We start from the raw sequence: 20,514 nt of genomic DNA on the forward strand, positions 1-20,514 counted from the left end.
GGTGCATTCGGGTGTGCGCGCAGCTCTCAGGCCGCGCTCCGTAGACTCGGAGGATGCCTGTCTTCTCGCCCTACGCCGAACGCCTGTCCGCCCTGCCGGTGGAGCGGCATGAGGTGGAGGTACGCGGGGGCGGGACGGCGTACTGGGTGTACGGACCGGATGATGCCGCCACGACCCTCATCGCAGTGCATGGGTTCCGTGGCGAGCATCACGGTCTTGAACCCGTGCTCGCGTACCTGCCCGACGTGCGCGTGATCGCGCCGGATCTCCCGGGCTTCGGCGAGACCCCGCCTCTGCCGGATCGCACCCACGACCTCGATGAGTATGCGGCCTGGCTGACCGAGTTCGCCGCGCAGGTCGCGCCGGGCGCGGTGATCCTCGGGCACTCCTTCGGTTCGATCGTCACCTCCGCGGCTGTGGCCGGCGGACTCGCGACCCCGAAGCTCATCCTGATCAATCCGATCGGCGCGCCGGCTCTCGAAGGCCCCAAGGGCCTCATGACGCGGCTCGCCGTCTTCTACTACGCGATGGGCGCGAGGCTGCCCGAGAAGCTCGGCACGGCGCTGCTGCGGAGCCGCATCATCGTGCGCGTCGCGAGCGTCACCATGGCGAAGACGAGCGATCCCGTGCTGCGACGCTTCATCCATGACCAGCACGACACGTACTTCTCTCGCTTCGCGGATCGCGATGTGCTGAAGGATGCCTTCGTCGCGAGCGTCTCACACGATGTCACAGAGTTCGCCCCGCGCATTCCGGTGCCGACGCTCCTGGTCGCCGCGCAGAAGGACGACATCACCCCGATCGAGGCGGAGCGACGGCTGGCGACACTGTTCGCGGATGCGACTCTTGTGGAGATCGCCGACGTCGGGCACCTCATCCACTACGAGACTCCGGCGGAAGCCGCCGCGGCGATCCGTCAGTTCCTCTGAGCCTCGCTCACACTTCGCGGCGCGCGAGTCCCATGAGTCCGCCGACACGGAACGGGATGACCTCGCCCATCGCGAGGGACGTCTCGGTGCGCTCGACGCCGTCGATCGAGAGGATGCGCGCATCCGTGTCGAAGAGATGACGCGCGTCACGGCATGCCACGCGCGTGAGGAGATCGACGGAGCCGCTGAGCCCATGCGCCTGCACCACCTCGGGGATGCGAGCGAGCTCCGAGATGATGCGCGGCAGTTCTGTCTGACGCACGCTGATGCTGACGAACGCCTGCAGGGGAAAGCCGAGGACGGCGGGGGAGAGTGAGCGCTCGAAGGAAAGGAAGACGCCGGACTGTTCCAGTCGGGCCATTCGCGCCTGCACCGTGTTGCGGGACAGGCCGAGCTTCTCCGCGAGCGCGACCACGGTGGCGCGGGGATCAGCGGTCAGAGCATCCAGCAGGTCGAGATCAGTGCGGTCCAGGGCAGGCATAGTGACCAACACTAACAGGATGAATCCGCGCCTGTCTTGGCAACATGCTCAAGGTGCCCGCAAATGCTTGAGCTAGGTGCGAAACGCGCGTAGCTTCTGGGGTACCGGCGACGACGCCGCGATGAAGGAACGCCGCCCCACAAGGGCAGCTTCTGCAGAGGAGGACGATGATGTCACCGCACAGCACCCCGATCGTCGATGTCGAGACAGACCTCGCGCTGACGGAACAGCTACTGGCCCCGGATGGGACCCGGCGCGCGCACCAGCTCCTGGATCCCTACGTCCCTGATCTCGACGCGGAAGCGCTGCGTGCTCTCTACCGCGACATGGTGATCCTGCGCCGCATCGACGCCGAGGGCGTCGCCCTGCAGCGGCAGGGGCAGTTGGGCCTCTGGGCACCCTGCAACGGCCAGGAGGCATCCCAGATCGGCACCGCCCGTGCGCTCCGCGCGGATGACTTCGTCTTCCCCAGCTACCGCGAGACCGGTGTCATCTATGCGCGCGACCCGAAGCCGGCGGACTTCGTGCGGATGTGGCGCGGCGAAGAGGGAGCGTCCTACGACCCGGCCGTGATGCACATGGCACCGCTCCAGATCATCATCGGCGCCCAGACTCTGCACGCCGTCGGCTACGCCCTCGGCATCCTGCACGATGGCGCCGAGCAGGTCGCCGTGACCTACTTTGGAGATGGCGCCACGAGCCAGGGTGATGTCAACGAGGCGATGGTCTTCGCATCCTCCTATCAGGCGCCGGTCGTGTTCGTCTGCCAGAACAACCACTGGGCGATCTCCGAGCCGGTCTCCGTCCAGGCGAAGTACCCGATCGCGGGACGCGCGCCGGGCTTCGGCATCCCGAGTCTTCGGGTCGACGGCAACGACGTGCTCGCGTGTCTGGCTGCCATGCGCTGGGCGCTGGATCACGCGCGCTCCGGCAAGGGCCCGGCGTTCCTGGAGCTCGTCACCTACCGAATGGGGCCGCACACAACCGCGGACGACCCGACTCGCTACCGCGACAACGCCGAACTGGAGGCGTGGCGCTCGCGGGACCCCCTCGCTCGCCTCGAGGCCCACCTGCGCGCGCAGCAGGAACTGAGAGATGAGCATGTCGCTGCGATCCAGGCGGATGCGGACGCTGCGGCCCGCGATCTGCGCGCTGCCTGTCTGGGCATGGTCACGCGCGAGCCGCTCGCCGTGTTCGATGGTGTCTACGCCGCTGCGCACACCGGTCTTGCCGCGCAGCGCGCGGACTACGCACGCTACCTCGACACCTTCGAGGAGGCCTGAGATGACGACGCTCACACTGGGAAAGGCGCTCGGCGCAGGTCTTCGACAGGCGATGAAGGATGACGACCGGGTCGTGCTTCTCGGCGAGGACATCGGGAAGCTCGGCGGTGTGTTCCGTATCACGGACGGACTGCTGGACGAGTTCGGTGCGCAGCGCGTGATCGACACGCCGCTTGCCGAATCGGGAATCGTCGGCACCGCCGTCGGCCTCGCATTCCGCGGGTATCGGCCCGTCGTCGAGATCCAGTTCGATGGCTTCGTGTATCCGGCGTTCGATCAGATCGTGGCGCAGGTCGCGAAGCTGCACTATCGCACACAGGGAACCGTGCGGATGCCGATCACGATCCGCATCCCCTGGGCGGGCGGCATCGGCGCGGCCGAGCATCATTCGGAGTCTCCCGAGGCGTATTTCGTGCACACCGCGGGGCTGCGGGTCATCGCGGTGTCCAACCCGCAGGACGCGTACACATGCCTGCGTCAGGCGATCGCCAGCGACGATCCGGTGATCTTCTTCGAGCCCAAGCGGATGTACCACTCGAAGGGTGAGGTCGACCTAGAGGGCGCACTCGCGGACGCGCCTCCGATGGGTCTGGCACGCGTCGCGCGTGAGGGTACGGATGCGACGATCATCACGTACGGAGCGATGGTCGGAACTGCTTTGGATGCCGCAACGGCCGCCGCCGACGAAGGACGCTCGCTCGAGGTCATCGATCTGCGCTCGCTCTCACCGGTCGACTACGACACCGTCGCCGCGAGCGTCCGCAAGACGGGCCGGGTCGTCGTCGCGCATGAAGCCTCGCGGGAGGCGGGTGTCGCCGCCGAGGTCATCGCGAGCCTGACCGAGAAGTGCTTCGACTGGTTGGAGGCGGCGCCGCTCCGGGTGACGGGCCATGACATTCCCTATCCGCCCGCGAAGCTGGAGAAGTACCATCTGCCGGATCTGGACCGCATCCTCGATGCCGTCGATCGGGTCATCGGAGATGCGCAGAGCCTGACGGGAGCAGAGCGATGAAGCAGGAGTTTCTCCTTCCGGATCTCGGAGAGGGCCTCGCTGAGGCGGAGGTTGTGCAGTGGCTCGTCGCTGTCGGCGACACGGTCACCCTGAACCAGACTCTTGCCGAGGTCGAGACCGCGAAAGCCGTCGTCGAGCTTCCCTCGCCTTACGAGGGCACTGTGAGTGTCCTGCACGCCCAGGCCGGCGAGACTGTCGAGGTCGGTGCACCCCTGATCGCCTTCGAGGTCGCGGGGGAGGAGCCGTCGGTGCCGGATGCGCCGACGACCGGGGACGCGGAGAGCGCCCTCGAGGAGAAGGCCGAGCCGAACCTCGTCGGCTACGGCGCCGCACCCAGCTCGCGTGGACGTCCGGCTCGTCGCGCGCGTCGCGTCGGTGTGGCTGTCAGCGACGCGGGCGCGGAGGAGGCGGTGCGCGCGGCAGCGCCGCACGATGCGGTCGCGACGGCCGTGGTGGATGCGCCGCTGGAGCGGCCGCGCTCGACGCCGCCGGTGCGCAAGTACGCGAAGGACAAGGGGGTCGACCTCGTGCTGCTGAGCGCCGAGCTGGCGACCGTCGACGATCCGGCTCCGCTGATCACCCGTCGCGATGTCGACGCGTACCTCGCGCGGATCTCGGAGCGTTCGACAACCGCACGGGACGCAGTGTCCGTGGAGCGGGGGTCGCAGGCGCCGTCGCCGTCCGGAGAGCGCACGACGCGCGTCCCGATCCGCGGTGTCCGCAAGCACACCGCCGAGGCGATGGTGCGCAGCGCTTTCACGGCGCCGCACGTCACGACCTTTCACACGGTCGACGTCACCGACACGATGGCGCTCATCGCGTCGCTCCGCGCCGACCGGACATTGAGCGAGCATCGCATCGGACCGCTCGCCGTGGTCGCCAAAGCGGTGTGCCTGACGCTGCCGCAGTATCCGGGGCTCAACGCGTTCTGGGATGAGACTGCCGGTGAGATCGTGCAGAACCATTTCGTCGATCTGGGGATCGCCGCCGCGACCGAGCGGGGGCTGATCGTTCCCGTCATCCGCGAGGCACAGTCGCTGTCATTGCCCGCGATGGCGGACGCGCTGCGAGCGCTGGCGTCGACTGCGCGTGCGGGCAAGACGCAGCCCGCGGAGCTCGCCGGCGGCACCTTCTCGATCACGAACATCGGCAGCTTCGGCATCGACGCGGGCACCCCGATTCTGCCCCCGGGTCAGTCCGGGATCCTGGCGACAGGGGCGGTCCGACGTCAGCCCTGGGAGTACCGCGGCGAGATCGCGCTGCGCGAGGTCATGACATTGAGCCTGTCCTTCGACCACCGTCTCGTCGACGGCGCGGAAGGTTCGCAGTTCCTCAAGGCCGTCGCTGACATCCTGCAGGAACCGGGACGAGCCCTGCTCTACTGATCGTCACCCTGAGGGGGTCTCTGCCGGAACTGCGGAGAGCCCCTCAGGCGAGCAGTGCGGCGCTTGCCATGCGCGACAGCACGTTCGCTGTCGCTCTGCTCGCGCGCGTCGTCGCACTCGTGCTGTGGGGCGTCGAGTTGATGAGGCCGAAGCACGCCTGCACACGCAGGCGACGCGCGGAGCGATCCTCGGCGACGAGCGGCTCGATCGCGCGGATCCACATCTCGATGTACTCGCGCTGCAGGTCACGGACGGCCGCGTAGTCCTCGTCGCGCAGATGCGCGGCGTCCTGATCCTGCACACGGATCACATCGGGGTGGCCCAGGGCGAAGTCGACGTGGAATCCGATGAGCGCTTCGACGCGGGCAGCGGGCTCGGTGTGCGCGTCGATGACCTCGCGGCCGCCGTCGCGCAGCTTCTGACTGACCTGGACCAGGAGGGCGCCGAGAAGGGCCTGCTTGCCGGCGAAGTGGCGATAGACGGCAGGCCCGCTGACGCCGACGGCGGCACCGATCTCCTCCAGGCTCACCGCGGAGAAACCGCGAGCTGCGAAGAGTCGGGCGGCCTCGCGCAGCAGAGCGGTCTGACGGTCTTGTTTCGCGCGCGATCGGGGAGTGGACACCCTTGTCATTTCAGTTAACCCTCGCTAACCTGAAGTCGTCAGTTAATGAAGACTAACCAGTTTCGTCTCTGATCTCTACCTTCGGGTGGTGGTGAGTCAAGGAGGACCACAGGATGACGGATGCTCCCACGCAACGCAGTCTCGCAGAGGCATTGCATGCGCGACTCGAACATGTCGCGGAAGGGGGGCCACAGGCCGCCAGGGACCGTCATATTGCACGGGGAAAGCTTCTTCCTCGTCATCGTGTGACGCGACTCCTCGATGAGAACAGCCCCTTCCTCGAGATCGCTCCGCTCGCTGCCGACGGCATGTACGACGACGAGGCGCCTGCGGCAGGGCTGATCGCTGGGATCGGACTCGTCCACGGTCGGCCAGTGATGGTGATCTGCAACGACGCCACAGTCAAGGGCGGAACGTACTTTCCCATGACCGTGAAGAAGCATCTTCGCGCCCAGGAGATCGCCCGTGAGAACCGTCTTCCGTGCATCGCCCTCGTGGACTCCGGCGGTGCCTATCTGCCGATGCAGGACGAGGTCTTTCCGGACCGAGAGCACTTCGGGCGCATCTTCTACAACCAGGCCCAGCTGTCTGCCGCCGGGGTGGCGCAGATCGCCGCGGTTCTCGGCTCCTGCACCGCCGGAGGCGCATATGTGCCGGCGATGAGCGATGAGACGGTCATCGTGAAGGAGCAGGGCACGATCTTCCTCGGAGGACCGCCGCTCGTGAAGGCGGCGATCGGTGAGGTCGTCACGCCCGAGGCGCTCGGCGGAGGGGAGATGCACGCCCGGGTGTCCGGTGTCGTCGACCACCTGGCCGATGACGATGAGCATGCACTCGAGATCGTGCGCTCCATCGTCGCGACGCTTCCGCCGCCGCTTGCGTCGGCCTGGGAAGTGCTTCCGGCGCGCGCGCCCGACGAGGGCGGAAGCCTGTACGACGTCGTCCCCGTCGACGTGAACGCCGCCTATGACGTGCATGAGGTCATCGAACGGCTCATCGACGGCGGATCGTTCTCGGAGTTCAAGCGTGACTACGGTGCGACCCTCGTCACGGGCTTCGCGCGTCTGCACGGGCACCCGGTCGGGATCATCGCGAACAACGGCGTGCTGTTCTCCGAGTCCGCGCAGAAGGGAGCGCACTTCATCGAGCTCTGCGATCAGCGCGGCATCCCGCTGCTGTTCCTCCAGAACATCACCGGATTCATGGTCGGCACCGAGGCAGAGTCCGGCGGGATCGCCAAGCACGGGGCCAAGATGGTCACGGCCGTCGCGACGACGCGGGTGCCGAAGCTCACGGTCGTGATCGGCGGCTCTTTCGGTGCGGGCAACTACTCCATGTGCGGTCGGGCATACTCCCCGCGGTTTCTGTGGACCTGGCCCGCGAGCCGGCTCTCGGTCATGGGCGGCGTGCAGGCTGCCTCCGTCCTCTCCACCGTCAAGGACGATCAGCTCAGTGCGCGCGGCGAGACGTGGACGTCGGAGGAGCGCGCGGCCTTCGAGGCCCCGATCCGCGCCGGATACGAAGCCCAGGGCGAGCCGTACTACGGCACCGCGCGACTGTGGGACGACGGGATCGTCGACCCCGACCAGACGCGTGACCTGCTCGGACTTGCCCTCGACGTGATCTCCCGCAGCCCTCTTCCGGAGCCGCGCTTCGGACTCTTCCGGATGTGACCCGATGACCCACACACCTCTCTTCGACACCGTCCTCGTCGCGAACCGCGGGGAGATCGCCCGTCGCATCATCCGCACCCTGCGCGCTCTCGGGATCCGCAGCGTCGCGGTCTACAGCGATGGTGATGCCACCGCGCCCCATGTACGGGAGGCGGACGTCGCCGTGCGCCTCGGCCCCGATCCCGCCACGTCGTCGTACCTGCGGATCGATGCGGTCATCGCGGCGGCGCAGAGGCACGGCGCGCAGGCGATCCACCCGGGCTACGGATTCCTCTCGGAGAACGCGGCGTTCGCGGATGCCTGCGCTGCGGCCGGGATCGTCTTCATCGGGCCCTCGGCGACAGCGCTCGAGATCATGGGCGACAAGGCGACCGCACGCGCTCACGTCATGGCTCGGGGTGTCCCCGTCGCTCCCGGATTCTCCGCGGTCGGGCTCCGCGACGACGAGATCGCCGCCCGAGCCGCGGAGGTCGGGTATCCGCTCCTCGTGAAGCCGTCGGCCGGTGGTGGCGGCAAGGGCATGGAGATCGCGCAGGATGCCGCGACCCTGCAGGCGGCACTCGACTCCGCGCGCCGGATTGCCGCAGCCGCCTTCGGCGACGACAGCCTCGTGCTGGAACGACTGGTCGCGCGTCCCCGCCACATCGAGGTGCAGGTCTTCGGTGATCAGCACGGCACCGTGATCGCACTGGGGGAACGCGAGTGCACGCTGCAGCGCCGGCACCAGAAGGTGATCGAAGAGGCTCCGTCGGCGGGACTCCCTGCCGCGACGCGCGACGCCCTCCTCGCGCAGGCGGTACGAGCTGCCGAGAGCGTCGACTACGTGGGCGCTGGCACGGTGGAGTTCCTCGTCGATGCCGATGATCCCGCGACGTTCTTCTTCATCGAGATGAACACGCGCCTGCAGGTGGAGCATCCCGTGACAGAGGAGGTGACCGGGCTGGACCTGGTAGAACTGCAGCTTCTCGTCGCGGCGGGTCGTCCACTGCCGGAGCGTGCGACCGCACCCGTCATGCAGGGACATGCCGTCGAAGCACGCGTCTACGCAGAGGCTCCGGCGCGCGGATTCCTGCCGTCGCTGGGAACGATCGTGCAACTCACGGCGCCGGCGGGTGTGCGCGTGGATTCGGCGGTCGAGACCGGCAGTACGGTCTCCGGCGCCTACGACCCGATGATCGCCAAGATCATTGCGTACGCGCCGGACCGCCGCACGGCGCTGGAACGCCTGGATGCCGCTCTCGCGCAGACCGTCGTGTTGGGGGTCGACACGAACATCGCCTTCCTCCGACAGCTCTGTCAGAACGAGCGGGTGCGGGAAGGAGACATTGACACCGGGCTCATCGAGACGCTGCTGCCGATCGCGCCGTCCGCAGCCACCGCCGCGATGCTCGCCGCCGCGGCAGGAGTGACGAGCGGACCCCCGTCCAGCACGCACGTCTCCGCCCTGTGGGCGGAGCGGCCCGGGTGGCGACTCGGCCGGGCGGAACCGCGAGCCGCGCGCTGGTTCCGCACAGATGACGATGAGGTCTTCGAGGTCCCCGAGAACGCGGATACGTCGGGTGCCACGGCGGCCGTGGACGCGGATGGCGCGGTCTGGGTGAGCGCCGGAGGCGACAGCATCCGCCTTCGTCCGATCGATCGCGCGGGACGATTCCGTCTGCGCCGCGCCGCCATGACCCGACAGGATGCCGCACATGACCCGCTGTGCCGTGCGCCGATGCCTGGAACAGTCGTCGCTCTGCACGTCAGCGACGGTGCGGTCGTGCGCACTGGGGACCGGCTCGTCTCCATCGAGGCGATGAAGATGGAGCATCCCGTCCTCGCGCCGCGCGACGGGACAGTCTCCCTGCTCGTCGCCGTCGGCGATCAGGTGCGTCGGGAGCAGTCCGTCGCCCGCATCGTCGCCCCCGAAGAACCATCGGCCTCAGACCCCGAGGCTCCCGACTCTTACAAGGAGCACCTGTCATGAACGATCTCTCCTCTGAAGAACGCGAGCTCGCCGGTCTCGTCCGCGAGTTCGCCGACACCGTCGTCGCACCGCAGTCCTACGAAGCCGACCGCACGCACACCCTGTCGATGGATGTCGTGCGGCAGATGGGGGAGATCGGCCTCTTCGGCCTTCCCTTCCCGGAGGAGTACGGCGGGCAGGGTGGTGACTACTTCGCCCTCTGCCTCGCGATCGAGGCGCTGGGCCGCGTGGACCAGTCCATCGCGATCACCCTCGAGGCGGGGGTGAGCCTCGGGGCCATGCCGATCTTCCGGTTCGGAACCGAGGAGCAGAAGCAGGAGTACCTGCCCGATCTCCTTTCCGGACATGCACTTGCGGGTTTCGGCCTGACCGAGCCCGAAGCAGGCAGTGACGCCGGCGCGACCCGCACGACCGCACGGGAGGACGGCGGCGAATGGGTCATCGACGGCACGAAGCAGTTCATCACGAACTCCGGCACTCCGATCACGCGCTTCGTCACGGTCACCGCGGTCACCGGTCAGCAGGACGGGCGCAAGGAGATCTCCACGATCATCGTGCCGAACGGCACCCCGGGCTTCACCGTCGAACCCGCCTACGACAAGGTGGGGTGGAACGCGTCCGACACGCACCCCCTGACGCTCGACGGTGTGCGTGTCCCGCAGGAGAACCTGCTGGGCGTGCGCGGCGAGGGTTTCCGCAACTTCCTCAGCATCCTCGACGAAGGACGCATCGCGATCGCAGCTCTCGCGACCGGCGCCGCGGAGGGATGCCTCGAAGAGGCGACCCGCTACGCCCAGAGTCGGACGGTTTTCGGCGCGGCGCTGAGCACCCGGCAGAATGCGCAGTTCACGCTCGCCCGCATGGCGGCGCGGGTGCACACTGCACGGCTGGCGTGGCACCATGCGGCACGACTTCGGGATGCCGGTGAGTCGTTCGCCGTGGCATCCGCGATCGCCAAGCTCGTCGCCGGGGAAGCCGCCATGGACAACGCGCGCGACGCCACGCAGATTCTCGGCGGGAACGGCTTCATGAACGAGTTCACCGCCGCCCGCCACTACCGGGACTCCAAGATCCTGGAGATCGGTGAGGGCACGACCGAGGTGCAGCTGCTCGTGATCGCACGGGCCCTGGGCGTGGCCTGAGGCGAGGGGAGCGCTACCGTGGAGAACGTGAACGCGCAGGTAGAGACCCCAGGTCCCGACATCGTGCAGCGGGGGCTGTACTTCGAGGAGTTCGTCGTCGGCGCGCGCTATCTGCACCGGCCAGGGCGCACCGCGACGGAGGCCGACAACGTCCTGTTCACCACCCTCACCATGAACACGCAGGCGCTCCACCTGGATGCGGCGTTCGCGGCGACGCAGGAGCCGTACCGGGAGCGGCTGATGAACTCGATGTGGACGCTGTCGACCATGGTCGGCGCGTCTGTCGCGCAGCTCACGCAGGGCACGCTCGTCGCGCAGCTCGGGCTCGGGGACGTGCGCTTTCCACACCCGTTGCTGCAGGGTGACACTCTGTACACCGAGAGCGTGATCACCGAAAAGCGGCTGTCGGCCTCGCGGCCGGGGCAGGGCATCTGCACGATCGCACACACCGGCCGCAACCAGGATGGCACGGTCGTGGCCACCGCGAGTCGCACCGTTCTCGTCCTCTGCCGCCCCGATCCCGGAAAGTGATGCCGATGTCTCCCTCCTTCGCCCTGGGACCTGCGCTTCTGTTCTGTCCCGCAGATCGTCCGGAACGATACGCATCCGCGCTCACAAAGGCCGATGGCGCCATCATCGACCTCGAAGACGCTGTGCTTCCCGCCGCGAAGGCCGCGGCACGCCGCGCCCTCGTCGACGCGGACCTCGACCCCGAGCGGGTGATCGTTCGCGTCAACGGCACCGACAGCGATGAGTTCGCCGCCGATCTCGCGGCTCTCGCGGAGACGCGTATCCGCACGGTCATGGTCGCGAAGGCCGAAGACGCATCTGCGCTGGACGCGTTCGGTGGGCGCTACGACCTCATCGCGCTGTGTGAGACAGCGCGCGGCGTGCAGGCAGCGCCGGAACTGGCGCGGCATCCGCGGGTCACGGCGCTCATGTGGGGTGCGGAAGACCTTGTCGCCTCGCTCGGCGGAACATCGAGTCGCAATGCGGACGGTCGCTACCGCGACGTCGCTCGCGTCGCTCGGGCCCAGGTGCTGCTCGCGGCAGGTGCGGCGGGAATCGCCGCGATCGATGCCGTCCATCTCGACATCGGCGACGTCTCCGGTCTGGCAAGAGAGGCGGCGGATGCTGCGGCGTCCGGATTCGGCGCGACCGCGTGCATCCATCCGCAGCAGGTGGCCGTCATCCGCGAGGCCTACCGGCCGGATCCGCAGCTCGTGACGTGGGCCCAGGGGGTCTTGGCCTCCGCAGAGGGGGAGAGGGGCGTCTTCCGTTACGACGGGCGGATGATCGACGAGCCCGTGCTCCGCCACGCACGTTCGATCCTTCAGCGCGCCGCCGACGGTACCGTCTAGACGCCGATGAGCTCTTCGGACTGGCCGAGATCCGAAGCCAGCAGATGCACGCCCGCGGTATCCGCGACGAACCGATGCACCGAGCCGTTGAGCAGTCGGCTGCCGTGGGCGGGGATCGTGCCCTTCGATGCATGATGCACGAGCGATCGGATGAGTCCTCCGTGCGTCACCACGATGAGGCGCGGTGCGCGCGGGGCGGTCCGGGCACGGGCGCGACGAGCGATCTCGTCGAGCGCTGCGAGCGCACGCTCGCGCACCTCGTCGAAGCTCTCCGCTCCGGGAACCTCTGCGTGCCAGTCGCCGTAGCGATCGAGGAACTCCTGGACGAGGATCCCCTCCGCCTCGCCGAACGCTCGTTCGTGCAGGGTTGGCGCGATCACCGGCGCAGGGAGCGAGAGCTCGCTCGCGATGACCTCCGCGGTCTGCTGCGCCCGCAGCAGCGGACTTGTGATGACGGCATCGAACGTCTCGCCGCGAAGAGTGTCGGCGGCGCGACGTGCGTCAGCGAGACCCGTCTCATTGAGCGGGATGTCGGTCAGTCCCTGGATGCGGCGGTCGAAGTTCCAGGCCGTCTGGCCGTGGCGGACGAGAGCGAAGAAGGTCACTCCTCGACCCTACCCAGGGCTGTCGGAGTGGACGATGTGAGCGCCCGCGCCAACGCCGGGAGGACTTCACTCGTACCGGCCGCGATCGTCAGCGCCGCCCACGTGTCGACGCGCGTCGGCTCGTGGTTCACGATCACGATCGGCAGGTCTCGACGGCGCGCCCGCTCGGCGAAGCGCACCCCGGAGTTGACGACCAGTGACGTCCCCGCGATGAGGAGCGCGTCGGACGCCCGGAGCAGCGACTCCGCCGTGCGGAAGCGAGAGAGCGGAATCGTCTCTCCGAAGAAGACTACGTCGGGTTTCAGCATGCCTCCGCAGACGGTGCACACCGGCACCAGGAATCCGTCGGTGGCCTCGGGGACCACATCTCCGTCGGGACCCAGAGGGATGTCGTCCGCTGCGGCCAGCCACGGGTTTCTCGCGTCGATCTGCGCGGCGACACTCTCTCGATCGAACACCTGTCCGCACTGCAGGCAGTAGACGCGCCGGCCTGTGCCATGCAGTTCGATGACACGCTGGCTGCCGGCCTGCAGGTGCAGACCGTCGACGTTCTGCGTCATGACGCCGGTCACGGCACCTGCACGCTCGAGCTCTGCGAGCGCGCGGTGCCCCGCATTGGGGTGCACGGCGCTGAAGCGGCGCCAGCCGAGGTGGCCGCCCATCCAGTAGCGGCGACGCGCCGCATCCCCGCTCAGGAAGTCCTGTACGGTCATCGGACGGCGGGGGACTCCCGCGGCACCCCGATAGGTCGGGATGCCGGAGTCCGCGGAGATCCCGGCGCCCGTGAGCACCGCCGTGCGGCGATCGGCCAGCAGATCGACGGCGCGAGCGACCTGCTCATCGATGTCGACCGATTCCATCGCGCGCCGCTCCCTCCGGTGCTCCGCACGTGCGCGCGGTGCACTCCAAGCCTAGGGCGGCATGGCAGAGTGGAGGCCGGTGTCGCAGAACCCACATCACCGCATCGCTGAGAGGTTTTCATGCCCGTCGTCACCATCGAAGACCCGGACGATTCGCGTCTGGATGACTTCCGCAATCTCACCGACACGGCACTTCGGCTGCGCAGTGAGCATGTCGACGGGCTCTACATGGCGGAGTCGACCAAGGTCATCGCTCGCGCTGTCGCCGCAGGCCACCGTCCGCGGGTGGTCATGGTCCAGGAGCGACGACTCGCTGATGTCCGCGAGATCGTCACAGATCCGCAGGTGCTCATCGCGGTCGTGCCGGATGCGGTCGCGGAAGCTGTCACGGGGTTCGATGTGCACCGAGGCGCGCTCGCGTCCATGCAGCGCCCCGCGTTGCCCAGCATCACCCAGGTGACGCAGGGCGCCCGACTCATCCTGATCCTCGAGGATCTGATCGAGCATCAGAACGTCGGTGCGGCCTTTCGCGCCGCCGCCGCTCTCGGGGCGGATGCTGTACTGATCTCCGCACGCTGCGCGGATCCGCTCTACCGGCGCAGCGTCCGGGTCAGCATGGGCACGGTCTTCCAGGTGCCGTGGAGCCGCTTCACGTCCTGGCAGGAGCTGCGGGACGAGCTTCCCATGGTGCAGATCGCTGCCCTCGCGCTCCGGGAGGACGCGGTCACGCTGGAGGAGTACGCGCCTCAGCGGGCGGATCGGGTCGCCCTCGCGCTCGGCACCGAGGGAAACGGACTGAGTGCGGAGGCTCTCGACACGGCGGATGTGGTCGTGACCATTCCGATGTACGGCGGCGTGGACTCGCTCAACGTCGCCTCGGCGGGTGCGGTCGCGCTCTGGGCGCTGCGCCACCCGCCGGCGCCGTAGTCAGTCCTGCTCGGGACGCAGCACGGGCATCGGGTCGGGACGTTTGGCCTCGACGAAGTCGCCCGACGACTGATGGCGGAGGCGTCGCAGCACCCACGGAACCAGGTGCTCACGCGCCCAGGCGACATCGTTGCCCCGCGCCTCGCGCCAGGTGCGCACGGGCAGCGGATCCGGAGCCATCGCCTGAAGATCATTGGGGACGTTGAGAGCACGCAGAACCATTCGCGCGACCTCGTGGTGTCCGAGAGCGTTGAGATGCAGACGGTCGTCCGCGAAGAACCGTGGATCCTGAATGACCTTGAGGCCCCACTGATCGGCCACGATGCAGTCGTGCCGGTCGGCGATCGCACGCACGTTCTCGTTGTAGATGGCGACCTTGCCGCGGAACGGGCGGAAGACCGGGGTGAAGCCCGTGTCGATCCCGGTGAAGAGCACGACCGCGGCGCCTGTGCGCGAGAGGCGCGTGACGGCGTCGTCGAGCATCGTCGCGATCTCGTCGGGGTCGGTTCCGGGGCGAATCACGTCGTTGCCCCCGGCACAGATCGACACGAGATCGGGGTTGAGGGCGACAGCCGGTTCGATCTGCTCGTCGCTGATCTGGCCGATCAGCTTTCCGCGCACGGCGAGGTTCGCATACGCGAAGTCGTCGACCTGTGACGCGAGCACCTCCGCGACGCGATCCGCCCATCCGCGCTGTCCGCCGGGGGCGGAGGGCTCGGGATCGCCGATTCCCTCGGTGAACGAGTCTCCGACGGCGACGAAGCGGCGCCACGGGTGCGGGGTGTCGTTCGCGACGAATGGGGTACGTGGTGCTTCCTGACCGGTCATCGGCAAGCCTCCTCGGGGCGTTTTCGCGGTGCGAGGGTGCCCGAACCGCGCCCACGAGCCTACCCTCTGGGGAGGGCCGCTCGACAGGTTCGTCGGTTGTCCGACGCCTCGTCTATCGTTGATGACGATGCTTTCTCCGTCCTTCCCCCAGCGCGCCCCGTGGGGTACTGCAGACAAGCTGAGGGCCTGGCAGAGGGAAGCGCTCGATGCATACTTCCAGGCTGATCAGCGCGACTTTCTGGTCGCGGCGACCCCGGGTGCAGGAAAGACGACCTTCGCTCTGACCCTCGCGGTGGAGCTGCTCCGGATCGGCGAGGTCGACCGTGTGATCGTGGTCGCTCCGACCGAGCACCTCAAGACCCAGTGGGCGGACGCCGCGGCCCGTGTCCACATCCGCCTGGACCCGCGTTTCCGGAACAGCCATTCGATGCCCGCCCGGCAGTACCACGGCGTTGTCGTGACATATGCGCAGGTCGCAGCGAAGTCCTACGTCCACCGCGTTCTGACCGAATCCGCCAAGACGCTCGTGATCCTCGACGAGGTGCACCACGGTGGCGATGCACTGAGCTGGGGTGACGCGATCCGCGACGCCTACGGACCCGCGCGGCGTCGTCTGCTGCTGTCGGGAACGCCGTTCCGCAGTGACACCGCCCCCATTCCCTTCGTCGAGTATCTGCCCGACGAGTCCGGCGCACGCGTGTCGAGCACGGACTACCGTTACGGCTACGGACGCGCACTCGCCGACGGCGTCGTGCGACCGGTGCTCTTCCACATGTACTCGGGCAAGATGCGCTGGCGCACGAGCGCGGGCGATGAGCTCGAGGCGCACCTCGGGCAGGACAACACGAAAGACGTCAACTCCCAGGCGTGGCGCACGGCGCTCGATCCGGCAGGGGAGTGGATGCCCGCGGTGCTCTCCGCCGCCGATCGACGTCTGACCGAGATCCGACACCATGTGCCCGATGCGGGTGGCCTGGTCATCGCTACCGACCAGACCGCTGCGCGCGCCTATGCCGTTCTGCTGCGCGAGCTGACGGGCGAACGGGCGACGGTCGTGCTCTCCGACGAGGCCGAGGCGTCGTCACGCATCGAGCAGTTCAGCGCGAACACGAGCCGCTGGATGGTCGCGGTGCGGATGGTGTCCGAAGGCGTCGATGTCCCGCGACTCGCGGTCGGCGTGTACGCGACCTCCTCCTCGACGCCGCTGTTCTTCGCGCAGGCCATCGGCCGCTTCGTGCGGGCCCGTCGTCGCGGTGAAGCCGCCAGCGTGTTCCTGCCCAACGTGCCGGTGCTGATGACGCTCGCGAACGAGATGGAGAAGCAGCGCGATCATGCGCTTGATCGTCAGACGAAGGATGACGACGGTCTCGAGGACTCGCTGCTGGACGCGGCCAATCGCGAGGACGACGCATCCGACGCCCTGACCGAGGAGTTCAGCTATCAGGCGATCTCCTCCCTGGCACACTTCGATCGTGTCGTCTTCGACGGCAAGGACTTCGGACAGCTCGCCGAACCGGGCACGCCCGAAGAAGAGGAGTTCATCGGGTTCCCCGGTCTTCTTGAGCCGGAGCACGTCCACGAACTGCTCATGCAACGGCAGGCGCGACAGGGCAAGCTCCGCGCCGCCCGTGAGGCGACAGAACCGGCGCCGACGACGACCCTGCCCGAACCGCTGCACCGCACGCTGCGCGAGCAGCGGCAGCTGCTGAACAGTCTGGTCGGCGTCTACGCGCGGCAGACCGGCGATCCGCACGGGGCTGTCCACGCCGAGCTGCGTCGCCTCTGCGGCGGACCCGCCGTCGCACAGGCGACCGTCGCGCAGCTGCAGGCGCGAATCGACCTGCTCCGACGCCGCGTCCGCAGCTGATCGGCGGCTGCCTTCGGAACCCCGAAATGCTGGCAATCCGGGTGCGGATGGGGTCCTCGTGGTGAGCCTTCACTAGCGTGGAACAGTTGTCCGCTTCCTGGAGGTCCCGATGAATCCCCCCGCCACCCCGACGCCTTCTGATCGGCGCCGCTGGGCACGCTACCTGGTCGAGGAGCGCGCCGAACGGCGCGTGTACGAGCGCCTCGCCGAGCGTCGCGAAGGTGAGGAGCGCGAGATCCTGCTCTCGCTCGCAGAGGCTGAGCGCCGTCACGAGCAGCACTGGCTCGAACTTCTCGGTGAGGAACCCGCGCGACTGCCGAAGGCGGGGCTCTCCTCTCGGGTGCTGGGGTGGATGGCTGGCCGGTTCGGATCGATCTTTGTCCTCGCCCTGGCGCAGAGCGCGGAAGCCCGCTCTCCCTATGACGCCGAGATCTATGCCACTCCCGCGATGCGCGCCGATGAGAAGGTGCACTACGAGGTCGTGCGGGGATTGGCCGCCCGCGGGCGCCGACGACTCTCCGGCTCGTTCCGCGCCGCCGTCTTCGGTGCGAACGACGGTCTGGTGAGCAACCTGGCACTCGTGATCGGCATCGGTGCGACGGGCGCGAGCTCCGCGTTCGTTCTGTTCAGTGGCATCGCAGGACTGCTGGCCGGCGCGCTCTCCATGGGCGCGGGCGAGTTCGTCTCGGTGCGCTCCCAGCGTGAGCTTCTCGCGGCGACGGAGGCCGATGGAGCGGCCGAACTGCGGGCGGGCGATCTCGACATCGACGAGAACGAACTCGCGCTCGTCTACCGGGCACGCGGCGACGATGAGACGCAGTCCCTCGAGCGTGCACGACGCGTCGTGGCGGCGGCCAAGGCCGGCGCGAGGAGGGCCGCGACAGGGCCCGTGCGCACGCACGGCGTCGGCGTGGCGGAGGTCGTCGGCAGCGACTGGGGCGCCGCAGCGTCGAGCTTCCTTCTTTTCGCATCCGGGGCGATCATCCCCGTGCTGCCGTGGATCTTCGGGTTGGAGGGCGCGACCGCTGTCATCCTGGCTCTCGTCCTCGTGAGCGTCGCTCTCCTGACGACGGGAGCGGCTGTCGGCATCCTCTCCGGCGGTCCGCCCTTGCAGCGTGCTCTGCGCCAGTTGGCGATCGGCTTGGGCGCGGCTCTCATCACCTACGGGCTGGGGCTGATCTTCGGCGTCGACGTCGCCTAGCCGCACAGACGCCGATAGTCTCGAAGCACGATCCGCGCGAGAGGGCACCCTGTGAGCACACGCACCGTCACCGTTCCGAATGATGCGTCGGCGGCTGTCATCGCCCGCAACGCTGTCACGGTCCTTGGCGCTGGGGACGGCCCCACTCTCGTCTTCGCTCATGGATACGGCAATGAGCAGTCCGCGTGGCGTCGTATCGCGGAGCGTTTAGCTGAGACGCACCGCGTCGTCCTCTTCGACTATGTCGGCTCGGGCCGCAGTGACCTGCGCGCGTACGACGAGAAGCGCTACGACTCGCTCGAGGGATACGCCGACGATCTGATCGAGGTGATGGACGCGGTCGAGGCGAAGGATGCTGTCCTCGTCGCGCACTCCGTCAGCGGCATGATCGGGGCCTTGGCCTCGATCCGTCGCCCGGACCTCTTCCGCCGCGTGATCATGATCTGTCCCTCGCCGCGCTACGTCGACGACGGCGACTACGTCGGAGGGTTCAGCCGTGAAGACGTGCTCGGTCTCCTCGGAGCGATCGAGGCGAACCAGCCCGCCTGGGCGGCCTCCCTCGCTCCGGCAGTGACCGCACGGGACGACCGCCCAGATGTCGTGGACCGCGTCCGCGGCTTCTTCGCCGCAACGCCCGAACGCGTCGCGGTGCACTTCGCGCGTGTGGTGTTCTTCAGCGACGTACGGCATCGTCTCCGCGAGGTCACCGTGCCCGTGACCATCGTCCAGTCCGAGGGAGACATCATCTGCCCGCCGCACATCGGCGGGTATCTGCGCGATCACATCCAGGGGAGTGAACTCGTGCAGCTCGAGACGGCCGGGCACTTCGTCCATCTGACGGAGCCCGATCTCGTGGTCGAGCTGATCCAGGATCGGCTGTGACCGACGACCGCACTCAGGTAGGACTGTCGCATGACCTCCTGGATGCTGCGCCCGTCGCCATCCTCACGATGGAGCTTCGGGGCACGATCCTCGCGCACAACGCTCCGACGGCGCGGTGGCTCGGAGACGATGAAGGCCTGATCGGCAGCAATCTCGTCGATCTGCTGACGCCTGCTTCGCGCCTCCTCTACGAGACACAGGTGGTGCCGCGCCTGGTGGAAACAGGGCACGTACGGGCGCTCACACTGGAGGTACGCACACGTTCGGGGGAGAAGCGCCCCATGCTCGTCAACGCGAATCTCCGCCAGCGCGATACACCGACTCCGGTCGTCCACATCGCCGCGTTCGATGCGACCGCGCGGGTCGAGTTCGAGCAGGAACTCGTCCAGACCCGCCGTGAAGCCGCCGTCGCGCACCGCGCCCTGAGCTTGCTGCAGGAGGCGACGAGCCGGCTCGCGCTGGCGGGCGGAAGCGACGACCTCGGTGAGATTCTCGCTGACAGCGCCGGTACCGCCCTTCAGGCGCGGTGGACGGAGGTACGACTGCAGGAGAATACGGGCGGCGATGCTGTCGGCGCCGCGACGCTCCGACGGTGGGGGCAGGCGCCACCCAGCGTGGGAGTGGCGCCGGACGAGGCGTTCTCGTCAGACACTCTGATCTGCCGTGATCTCACCGAGATCGCGGCAGAGAAGCCCCAACGTGCAGCGGCCCTCACGAAGGATGGCGTGGAGGCACTCCTGGTCGTCCCGATCATGCGCGAGCGACAGGACGGGCGCACCGTGCTGGGCGACATCCGCTGCTGGTTCGGGCGACCGCGCACTCTCGGAAGCGAAGAGGTGGAGACCCTGCACGCGTTGGCAGCGCAGGCAGAGCGCGTGCTGGATCACCTGCGCCTGCAGGACCGCTTGAGACACATCGCACTTCACGACGCTCTGACCGGGCTTCCGAATCGAATGCTGTTCCAAGACCGGCTCGCCGAGACTCTCGCGCACAGTGGGACGAGAGAGGAGCCCTGCGCGGTACTCTTCATCGATCTCGACGGCTTCAAGCAGATCAACGACGCACGCGGCCACGGGGTGGGGGACGAGGTGCTGCGCACCGTCAGCACGCGCTTGCGGAACGCATGCCGTCAGAGCGACGTCGTGGCGAGGCTCGGTGGAGACGAGTTTCTCATCCTGCTCGAGGATATGACGCTGGAGGATGCGCGGAGTCTGGCCGAGCGCGTGCGCGCCGCGGTGCGGATGCCCCTCGATGGTCCGGCCTCCGGTATGCCGCTCTCGGCGAGCGTCGGCGTACTTGGCTGGAATCCGCGCGACGGTGTGCGCGCCCCGAGTGCGGCGGAGTTCATCGCTGCCGCGGACGCCCTCATGTACGAGGTGAAACGCGATGGCAAGGACGGCGTGCTGGCCCGCGGATGGAGCGCCTAGGGACGAAAGCCTGTGCGAGACGAAGAGCCGACCGTGGAAACAGAGAAGGCCGGTTCTTTC

Annotated in this window: 19 protein-coding genes; 14 read left to right on the forward strand and 5 right to left on the reverse strand. The window is 68.1% G+C overall.

Translation table 11 applies throughout. The features are described from left to right. Nucleotides 1-53 precede the first annotated feature (53 nt). Nucleotides 54-929: an alpha/beta fold hydrolase gene (locus tag JOD62_RS14245; RefSeq protein ID WP_204939894.1), complete on the forward strand. Its 876-nt coding sequence runs from the start codon at nt 54-56 to the stop codon at nt 927-929. 7 nt (nt 930-936) lie between these two features. On the opposite strand, the gene JOD62_RS14250 is transcribed toward JOD62_RS14245, so the two are convergent. After that, nucleotides 937-1,410, reverse strand: a complete 474-nt coding sequence (locus JOD62_RS14250; RefSeq protein WP_204939895.1) for an Lrp/AsnC family transcriptional regulator — start codon at nt 1,408-1,410, stop codon at nt 937-939. Between the two features lie 170 nt (nt 1,411-1,580). On the opposite strand from JOD62_RS14250, the gene pdhA reads away from it, so the two are divergent. Genes pdhA through JOD62_RS14265 form a run of 3 tightly spaced genes read left to right on the forward strand, consistent with a single transcriptional unit; the run spans nt 1,581 to nt 5,090 of the window. Continuing rightward, complete coding sequence (gene pdhA, locus JOD62_RS14255) at nt 1,581-2,693, forward strand: pyruvate dehydrogenase (acetyl-transferring) E1 component subunit alpha (RefSeq protein WP_407666025.1); 1,113 nt, start codon at nt 1,581-1,583, stop codon at nt 2,691-2,693. A gap of 1 nt (nt 2,694) precedes the next feature. Continuing rightward, the gene (locus JOD62_RS14260) at nt 2,695-3,705 is read left to right on the forward strand and encodes an alpha-ketoacid dehydrogenase subunit beta (RefSeq protein WP_204939897.1); all 1,011 of its coding nucleotides are present in this window, start codon (nt 2,695-2,697) and stop codon (nt 3,703-3,705) included. Beyond that, nucleotides 3,702-5,090, forward strand: coding sequence for a dihydrolipoamide acetyltransferase family protein (locus tag JOD62_RS14265; RefSeq protein WP_204939898.1), 1,389 nt, complete (start codon nt 3,702-3,704; stop codon nt 5,088-5,090). The genes JOD62_RS14260 and JOD62_RS14265 overlap by 4 nt, the downstream gene beginning before the upstream one ends. Nucleotides 5,091-5,133: 43 nt before the next feature. Here JOD62_RS14265 and JOD62_RS14270 read toward each other — a convergent pair whose 3' ends face one another. Then, a complete protein-coding gene (locus JOD62_RS14270) occupies nt 5,134-5,721 on the reverse strand; it encodes a TetR/AcrR family transcriptional regulator (protein ID WP_204939899.1) in 588 nt (195 codons plus the stop codon). Between the two features lie 104 nt (nt 5,722-5,825). On the opposite strand from JOD62_RS14270, the gene JOD62_RS14275 reads away from it, so the two are divergent. The 5 genes from JOD62_RS14275 to JOD62_RS14295 are packed head-to-tail and all read left to right on the forward strand — an operon-like array spanning nt 5,826 to nt 11,857. After that, nucleotides 5,826-7,385 (forward strand): carboxyl transferase domain-containing protein, encoded by a 1,560-nt coding sequence (locus JOD62_RS14275; RefSeq protein ID WP_204939900.1) that lies wholly within the window; start codon nt 5,826-5,828, stop codon nt 7,383-7,385. Nucleotides 7,386-7,389: 4 nt separating this feature from the next. Beyond that, nucleotides 7,390-9,354, forward strand: a complete 1,965-nt coding sequence (locus JOD62_RS14280) for an acetyl/propionyl/methylcrotonyl-CoA carboxylase subunit alpha (RefSeq protein WP_204939901.1) — start codon at nt 7,390-7,392, stop codon at nt 9,352-9,354. Further along, nucleotides 9,351-10,496: an acyl-CoA dehydrogenase family protein gene (locus JOD62_RS14285; protein ID WP_204939902.1), complete on the forward strand. Its 1,146-nt coding sequence runs from the start codon at nt 9,351-9,353 to the stop codon at nt 10,494-10,496. The genes JOD62_RS14280 and JOD62_RS14285 overlap by 4 nt, the downstream gene beginning before the upstream one ends. A gap of 27 nt (nt 10,497-10,523) precedes the next feature. Beyond that, on the forward strand, nt 10,524-11,027 hold the full coding sequence (locus JOD62_RS14290) for a MaoC family dehydratase (RefSeq protein ID WP_204939903.1): 504 nt from the start codon (nt 10,524-10,526) through the stop codon (nt 11,025-11,027). Between the two features lie 5 nt (nt 11,028-11,032). Next, complete coding sequence (locus JOD62_RS14295) at nt 11,033-11,857, forward strand: HpcH/HpaI aldolase/citrate lyase family protein (RefSeq protein ID WP_204939904.1); 825 nt, start codon at nt 11,033-11,035, stop codon at nt 11,855-11,857. Here JOD62_RS14295 and JOD62_RS14300 read toward each other — a convergent pair. Then, nucleotides 11,854-12,462: a histidine phosphatase family protein gene (locus tag JOD62_RS14300; protein WP_204939905.1), complete on the reverse strand. Its 609-nt coding sequence runs from the start codon at nt 12,460-12,462 to the stop codon at nt 11,854-11,856. The genes JOD62_RS14295 and JOD62_RS14300 overlap by 4 nt on opposite strands. Further along, nucleotides 12,459-13,322, reverse strand: a complete 864-nt coding sequence (locus tag JOD62_RS14305) for a Sir2 family NAD-dependent protein deacetylase (protein WP_204939906.1) — start codon at nt 13,320-13,322, stop codon at nt 12,459-12,461. The genes JOD62_RS14300 and JOD62_RS14305 overlap by 4 nt, the downstream gene beginning before the upstream one ends. 120 nt (nt 13,323-13,442) lie before the next feature. Here JOD62_RS14305 and JOD62_RS14310 point away from each other — a divergent pair, with 120 nt between their 5' ends. Beyond that, complete coding sequence (locus JOD62_RS14310) at nt 13,443-14,249, forward strand: TrmH family RNA methyltransferase (protein WP_204939907.1); 807 nt, start codon at nt 13,443-13,445, stop codon at nt 14,247-14,249. Here the strand turns inward: JOD62_RS14310 and JOD62_RS14315 are convergent, their stop codons facing one another. Continuing rightward, nucleotides 14,250-15,077: an SGNH/GDSL hydrolase family protein gene (locus JOD62_RS14315; protein WP_204939908.1), complete on the reverse strand. Its 828-nt coding sequence runs from the start codon at nt 15,075-15,077 to the stop codon at nt 14,250-14,252. Between the two features lie 127 nt (nt 15,078-15,204). Here JOD62_RS14315 and JOD62_RS14320 point away from each other — a divergent pair, with 127 nt between their 5' ends. From JOD62_RS14320 to JOD62_RS14335, 4 genes are all read left to right on the forward strand, one after another. Next, complete coding sequence (locus tag JOD62_RS14320; protein ID WP_204940235.1) at nt 15,205-16,944, forward strand: DEAD/DEAH box helicase; 1,740 nt, start codon at nt 15,205-15,207, stop codon at nt 16,942-16,944. A gap of 109 nt (nt 16,945-17,053) precedes the next feature. Beyond that, nucleotides 17,054-18,145: a VIT1/CCC1 transporter family protein gene (locus JOD62_RS14325; RefSeq protein ID WP_204939909.1), complete on the forward strand. Its 1,092-nt coding sequence runs from the start codon at nt 17,054-17,056 to the stop codon at nt 18,143-18,145. Nucleotides 18,146-18,196: 51 nt separating this feature from the next. Next, nucleotides 18,197-19,027, forward strand: coding sequence for an alpha/beta fold hydrolase (locus tag JOD62_RS14330; protein WP_204939910.1), 831 nt, complete (start codon nt 18,197-18,199; stop codon nt 19,025-19,027). Then, nucleotides 19,024-20,454, forward strand: coding sequence for a sensor domain-containing diguanylate cyclase (locus JOD62_RS14335; protein WP_204939911.1), 1,431 nt, complete (start codon nt 19,024-19,026; stop codon nt 20,452-20,454). Before JOD62_RS14330 ends, JOD62_RS14335 begins: the two co-directional genes overlap by 4 nt. The last annotated feature ends 60 nt before the right edge of the window (nt 20,455-20,514 follow it).

It is taken from the genome of Microbacterium keratanolyticum (assembly GCF_016907255.1).
GTDB lineage: Bacteria > Actinomycetota > Actinomycetes > Actinomycetales > Microbacteriaceae > Microbacterium > Microbacterium keratanolyticum.